5 protein-coding genes, 1 tRNA gene and 1 pseudogene are annotated in these 5,881 nt (G+C 58.4%); 5 read left to right on the top strand and 2 right to left on the bottom strand.

From position 1 onward, the window contains the following. The 5 genes and pseudogenes from NW837_RS09665 to NW837_RS09645 form a co-directional block, all read left to right on the top strand. Nucleotides 1-176: pseudogene (locus tag NW837_RS09665) on the top strand (RNA-guided endonuclease TnpB family protein); the annotation flags it as partial. Between the two features lie 54 nt (nucleotides 177-230). After that, nucleotides 231-1,571 carry a TldD/PmbA family protein gene (locus tag NW837_RS09660; RefSeq protein WP_414331072.1) on the top strand — a complete coding sequence of 447 codons (1,341 nt, stop codon included), beginning with the start codon at nucleotides 231-233 and terminating at the stop codon, nucleotides 1,569-1,571. A gap of 15 nt (nucleotides 1,572-1,586) precedes the next feature. Continuing rightward, nucleotides 1,587-2,384, top strand: coding sequence for an MBL fold metallo-hydrolase (locus NW837_RS09655; RefSeq protein ID WP_414331071.1), 798 nt, complete (start codon nucleotides 1,587-1,589; stop codon nucleotides 2,382-2,384). Further along, nucleotides 2,381-2,803 carry a DUF2358 domain-containing protein gene (locus NW837_RS09650; RefSeq protein WP_414331069.1) on the top strand — a complete coding sequence of 141 codons (423 nt, stop codon included), beginning with the start codon at nucleotides 2,381-2,383 and terminating at the stop codon, nucleotides 2,801-2,803. The genes NW837_RS09655 and NW837_RS09650 overlap by 4 nt, the downstream gene beginning before the upstream one ends. A gap of 74 nt (nucleotides 2,804-2,877) precedes the next feature. Further along, nucleotides 2,878-2,962: transfer RNA gene (locus NW837_RS09645), tRNA-Ser, on the top strand. A 260-nt stretch (nucleotides 2,963-3,222) separates the two neighbouring features. On the opposite strand, the gene NW837_RS09640 is transcribed toward NW837_RS09645, so the two are convergent. Continuing rightward, nucleotides 3,223-3,582 (bottom strand): hypothetical protein, encoded by a 360-nt coding sequence (locus NW837_RS09640; protein WP_414331067.1) that lies wholly within the window; start codon nucleotides 3,580-3,582, stop codon nucleotides 3,223-3,225. 40 nt (nucleotides 3,583-3,622) lie between these two features. Then, a partial coding sequence (locus NW837_RS09635) for a DEAD/DEAH box helicase (RefSeq protein ID WP_414331064.1) occupies nucleotides 3,623-5,881 on the bottom strand: 2,259 nt, incomplete at its 5' end.

The raw sequence follows: 5,881 nt of genomic DNA, 5'->3' as shown, positions 1-5,881 counted from the left end.
AGTGTGGGCACTGTGGATGGGAAGGGGATGCGGACTGGAATGGGGCCAACATGATTGCCAAACTTGGGGCTGCTGTAAACCAGCCTAGAGGTCCGTGGTTGGCTTGCCAACTACAGGGCTACCGAAAGCCTGCACTCTTTCGCTTTAGCGGTGCGGAGCGCTCTGCGTCAGCATGAGTGCGGGTAGTTTACTAGAGGCGCTGGATGGCAATAGGAACTTAGGGAGTGGCAATGGTGCAGGTCGCGGTGTTGGCAGAACAGGCACAAAGCTGTGCCCAGCGGCTGGGGATCCCTCAGTTTGATCTCTACGGGGCTCAAGTGGACGAAACCAGCGTGCAGGTAGATCATGGAGAACCTCGCCAAGTCAAGGCTTCCCATCGCTGCAGCGTGACGGTGCGGGCCTGGAACGACCAGGGTCAGGTGGGGGTGACCTCCACCACCGATGTGGATGAGGCGGGGCTAGAACTGGCCCTGCAAACGGCCTTTGAAGCCAGCCGTTTTGGCCTGCGGGAACATGCCCCTCAATTCAGCCCAGAAGCCACTCTGCCTATTGCTCAGCCTTGTAACGACAAAGGGCCGTTGGCTTTGGCCGGCGACTTGTTGGAACAGTTGGTGGCTGCTGAAAAGGCACTGCTGGGATCCCATCCCGCCATTCAGGGGGTGCCCTACAACGGCCTAGCGCAGCGGCAGATCAACCGCTTCTACCTCAACAGCCACCAAGCCCTGCGACAAGAGGAGCATACCCTCGCTTCGGTTTTTCTCTACAGCAAGGCAGAGCAAGAGGGCCGCAAACCCCGCAGTGCCGGAGCCATGCGAGTGGCCCGCAGCCTGGATGAGTTGGATATCCAGGGTTGTGTGCAGGAAGCTGCTGAGAAATTGATGAGCCATCTGGAGTACGAGCGGATCCCTTCTGGAAAATACACAGTGGTCTTTTCAGGAGAAGCCTTTTTGAGTTTGTTGGGCGCCTTCTCCAATGTGTTCAATGCCCAAAACATTTTGGACAACCAAAGCCTGTCCACCCCAGAATCCCTGGGCAAGACCATTGCCTCGCCTCTCCTATCGGTGTGTGATGATGCTCTACACCCGACCAATGTGGGAGCGATCAGCTTTGATGGAGAAGGCACCCCCACTCGCCGCGTCCCCCTCATCACCAATGGAGTCTTGACCCACTTTTTGCACAGCGCCGGTACAGCCAAGCGCCTAGGAGCCCAGCCCACAGGCCACGCCAATATCGGTGCTAAGGTCACGGTTGCTGCCCACTACTACCATGTATTTGCCGGGGCACCGCCGGAGAGCACCTATGACTTGGCTACGGCTGAAAATGTAGTTTGGATCGATGAGCTGCAAGCGCTTCATGCCGGCGTTAAGCCCCTACAGGGATCCTTCTCGCTGCCGTTTCAGGGGTGGTGGGTACGCCAAGGAGAACGCATCAGCATCGAAGCCGCCACAGTGGCCGGAGACTTTCTGGAGTTGTTGAAGTCGATTTTCTACGTCGAGCCCGAGCCGCAAGTCACACCCGGTGGGCTGTGTCCCCGCATTTGGGTTGCCGATCTCTCCATTACCGGGCAATAACCTCACTTCAAACTCATGCAACTGACCCGCATCGACCTCAACAGTTGGCTCATCCACACCCGGGAGCAAACCTTCCTATTGGATCCGTGGCTGGTGGATCCCCTGGTGTTTCTGGGGATCCCCTGGTTCATCCGCCTGGAGCACCGCCAGCCGCTCCCTTTTACGCCGGAGACCTTGCCCAAAATCGACGGGATCCTCCTCAGCCAAGCCCAGCCGGATCACTGCCACCCACCAACGTTGCAGCGCCTGGATAAGCGAATCCCCGTTTTGGCCTCGCCGGCTGCAGCCAGAGTCGTGAAGAGTCTGGGATTTGCAACGGTTCAGGCTCTGGATCCCTGGCAGTCCGCTCAGTGGGGGGATCTGCGCGTCACGGCCATTCCCGGTGCGCCCCTAGGGCCTGTCCGTGAGCTGGGCTATCTGCTGGAAGAGGTGCCCTCTCAGACACGGCTTTACTACGAGCCTCATCTGTCCCAGCCGGATGTCCGCCCGCGGCTGCAGCAGGAGTTTGGCTCCATCCATACCCTACTGATTCCGGTGGTGGGGCAGATCTTTCCCCTCTTGGGAGAGGTGATCATGGGGCCAGAGCGGGCCCTGGAGGTGGTGGCAGCCCTACGCCCCCAGCAGGTGATCCCTACGGCGATGGGAGAGGTGGACTACCACGGGTGGTTTGCCGCCCAGATCCGCCCCTTGGGCAGCCTGCAGGAGTTTCGAGAAAAGCTGGCAGCCTTGAATGCCGCCACGTCCCAATCCATCCAGTTGTGTTGCCCCGCCCCTGGGGAAACGGTGTCTCTTTCTGTTGCGGCCAAGCTATGAGCCTTTCTTCCCCAGCCCCGCCTGATCTGGTGGCCATCTTGCGGGCAGATTACGCTCGCTTTCCCCGGGATCAGACCTATGCAATCTACGACCCGCAGGTTTACTTCCGGGATCCCCTCAACGAGTTTCGCGGCTTGGATCGCTATCGCCGCATGATCGAGGGGATAGGGCGTTGGATAGAGGATATCCGTCTCGAGCTGCAGGATATTCGACAAACCGGCAGCCAGATCCGCACCGAGTGGATCCTAAGCGGTTCTTTGGCTTTGCCTTGGCGTCCCCGCCTGTGCATCCCTGGCTGGACAGAAATACAGATCAACGAGTCGGGGTTAATCGGATCCCATATTGACTACTGGCGATGCTCCCGCTGGGAAGTGCTGCTGCAGATGTTTCGGCCTGGGGATCCCAAAGGATCCCGTTAATAGCTTCCATCCTTTGCTAGGATCACAAAGCTGACTTTTTAGCCCTCCTGGAAAGTCGCCCCTGTTCTCAATTTGGAGAGATGGCCGAGTGGTCGAAGGCGCAGCACTGGAAATGCTGTGTGGGGCAACTCACCGTGGGTTCGAATCCCACTCTCTCCGTAATCCGATAACGTCCACTGAAGTCCAGAAAGCTCTTACCCAGCAAGGCTTCTGGGCTTTTTAGTGTCCACGATAGACCGGGGAAACCCACTGTAATCCAGGCTAAAGTGGGACACAATAGGGGATATAACAGACGGGGTGGGACATGGCCCTGTCAGAGATGGCCATTCGGAATGCCAAACTCAAGGACAAGCCGTACCAGTTGCCGAATAGAGAAGCAAGGCCATCCTGCCTGCCGAAGTTTTTGCCGAACCAGCTGACTATAGACTAACGGCCAACCGTAGGACGATGCCGACAAGAGCTACGGTGGCAGCTCCAATCAAGGCAAAAGCCAGGTTAACCACTTGGGCGCTAGCCTTTTGATAGGTGTCAATTCGTTCTAGGATCACCCGGTTTTCTATCCCCTGCTCGGCCCAACGTCTCTCCTGCTCAGCCCAACGTCTTTCCTGCTCGGCCCAGCGCTTTGCTTGATCGGCTGCCAGGGCTTCTAGCCGCTCGTTGGTTCTGGAGACATCCTGCCGGAGTCCTTCCACATCCTGTCGGATCTCTTCCACATCTTGCCGGATCTCTTCAATAACACTCAACACATCCCTGAGGGTGGGTTCACCGGCGGGCATCATAGAGCTGCAACCTCACTGAACAGCAAACGGTCTGAGCTCGCTAGATCAACTCGCTCACCGGGAAGCGATCCAGCATTTTTTGGGCTTGACGGGCATTTTCCCGTAACTCCGCCGGCAGATGGGGAACATAAGGGATCTGAGAAAGCAAATCCAGCGTGCGGCGGATCAGGCGCACCAAGTCTCCGGCATCTAGGTTGGTGCTGGCTTCTAGGGTTTCCCAAGGGATCCCTTGAGCCCAATGTTCGACGATCCCGGCCAAGCTGGGCTCAAACCCAATCGGCACATGAAACACCTGGTGTTGCCGTTGGCTGCGGAACAGTTGCCGCCGTAAACCCCGTAACCCGTGCAGCACATCTTCCACCAGCCCCGAGGTGCGCAACCGGCTGTAGATGCCTGAACGGGGAGCCTCTGAGACCAAGGCAGCCACAACTCCGGCCAAATGATGAGGAGCACAGCCCTGGCACTCACCGGAGAGCAGAGCCAGCGCCAGCCAGAGCTCGTTATCCCCCCGCAGCGCGGCCACCACCTCTCCGCTATCGGTAGGTTGATATTCTTGCAGACAGTCGAAATCCTGCAACACCCCCACCAAGGCCATAAATTGCTGCCAGCGCAACTCCTGCACGGAATCGCTTTGCCGCTCCAGGTGCTCGAGGCGCTTGAGCAAGCGCTGGCGTTTTTCTCGCAAACCCAGCAATTTTTTCCCCACTTGGTGAGCGGGATTCTCTCGGATTTGAGCTTCTAGGGCACGGATTTTTTCCTCTTGGGCATGAATGTGGGGAAAGGCCAACAGCCGCAAGGTGGGATCCGGCTCAGCTTCCCGTTGTTTGAGCAAGTAGCGCAAAATGCGTCGTTCTTCCCGCCGTTGCGCCTGCATCTTCTCATAGCGGGCGATATCTTCGTCGGCAATGCCTCCCAAGAGACGGTCGATCTCCTCCAGCTCGGCGCGCGTGTGCAGGATCTCCTGTTGTTCGGGCAACTTTTGCAACGAGAGCAAATACTGGCCGAAGCTGCGGTTGATCAGATCCCGTGCTGCTTCCAAAGAGTGCTTTTGCAGCAGGTTCAGCACCATGCCATAGGTGGGGGTAAACTGGCTCACCAAGGGATCCGCTCCAGAGGTGGCCAGCCGCGCAGCTTCTTGGGCCCCCTCAAACGGGGATTGCACCGTCACCACATGGCCGATGATGTCCTTGCCCCGCCGTCCGGCTCGGCCCGACATTTGCATGAACTCGGAAGCGGTCAAGAGGCGGTGGCCGTTGTCGGTGCGCTTAGAAAGGGAGGAGATGACAGTTGTGCGGGCGGGCATGTTGATCCCGGCGGCCAAAGTCTCAGTGGCGAAGACCAGCTTCACTAGCCCCTGCTGAAACAGATGCTCCACCAGTCCCTTCCAGGCAGGCAACATGCCGGCATGGTGAGCGGCAATACCCCGGTAAAGGGCATCCAACTGATCTCGGCGGACAGCTTCGGGCGTTTCTCGACAAAAGCGGTCGATCTGCTCGGCCAACTGCTGCCGTTCTTCCTCGCTGGCTACCAAGTCCAGATCCCTTACGCTGGCCACGGCCATATCACAGCCTTTGCGACTGAAGATGAAATAGATGGCCGGCAGCATGTCCCGCTGGCGCAAGTTCTCCACCACCTGCACCATATCCGGCACTCCCCCATAGGGAGACTGACCTGACTTGGGGAGTTTGCTTTTCAGGCGGCGATTGCAAACCCACTGGCCGGACTCGGTTTGCTCCAGCAGGGGGAACAGCCCTTTGCGATTGGCAAAGTGAAATTGCAGCGGCACCGGGCGGTGGTTGGAGTCGATCAGATGGGTGGGGCCATGCACCTGGTTCATCCAATCGGTGAGCTGGTCGCTGTTGGCCAGGGTGGCAGAAAGGGCAATGAGCTGGATCGTGGGGGGGCAGTAGATGATTGCTTCTTCCCAGACGGTGCCCCGCTGCTGGTCGTTCATGTAATGGCATTCGTCCAGGATCACCGCCTGCACCTCTCGCAAGGGATCCCGACTCAGGGCCTCCGCCTCCTCCCAAGGTTCCATCCCATCGCCGGAGGCTCCTCTCTGAACGGCCAGAGAGAGCGGCGTGCCATAGAGCATGTTGCGGAAGATCTCGGTGGTCATCACCAAGATCGGCGCCTCCCGGTTGATGGAGATGTCGCCGGTGAGCAGGCCAACCTGTTCTGGGCCGAATTGCTGGCCAAAATCCCGGAACTTTTGGTTGGAGAGGGCCTTCAGGGGCGTTGTATAGAAAACCCGCTTGCCCTGGGATAGGGCCCGATAGATGGCATACTCTCCGATCAG

It is taken from the genome of Synechococcus sp. R6-10 (genome assembly GCF_047461815.1).
GTDB lineage: Bacteria > Cyanobacteriota > Cyanobacteriia > Thermostichales > Thermostichaceae > Thermostichus.
This window is presented reverse-complemented; position numbering and strand designations above follow the sequence as displayed.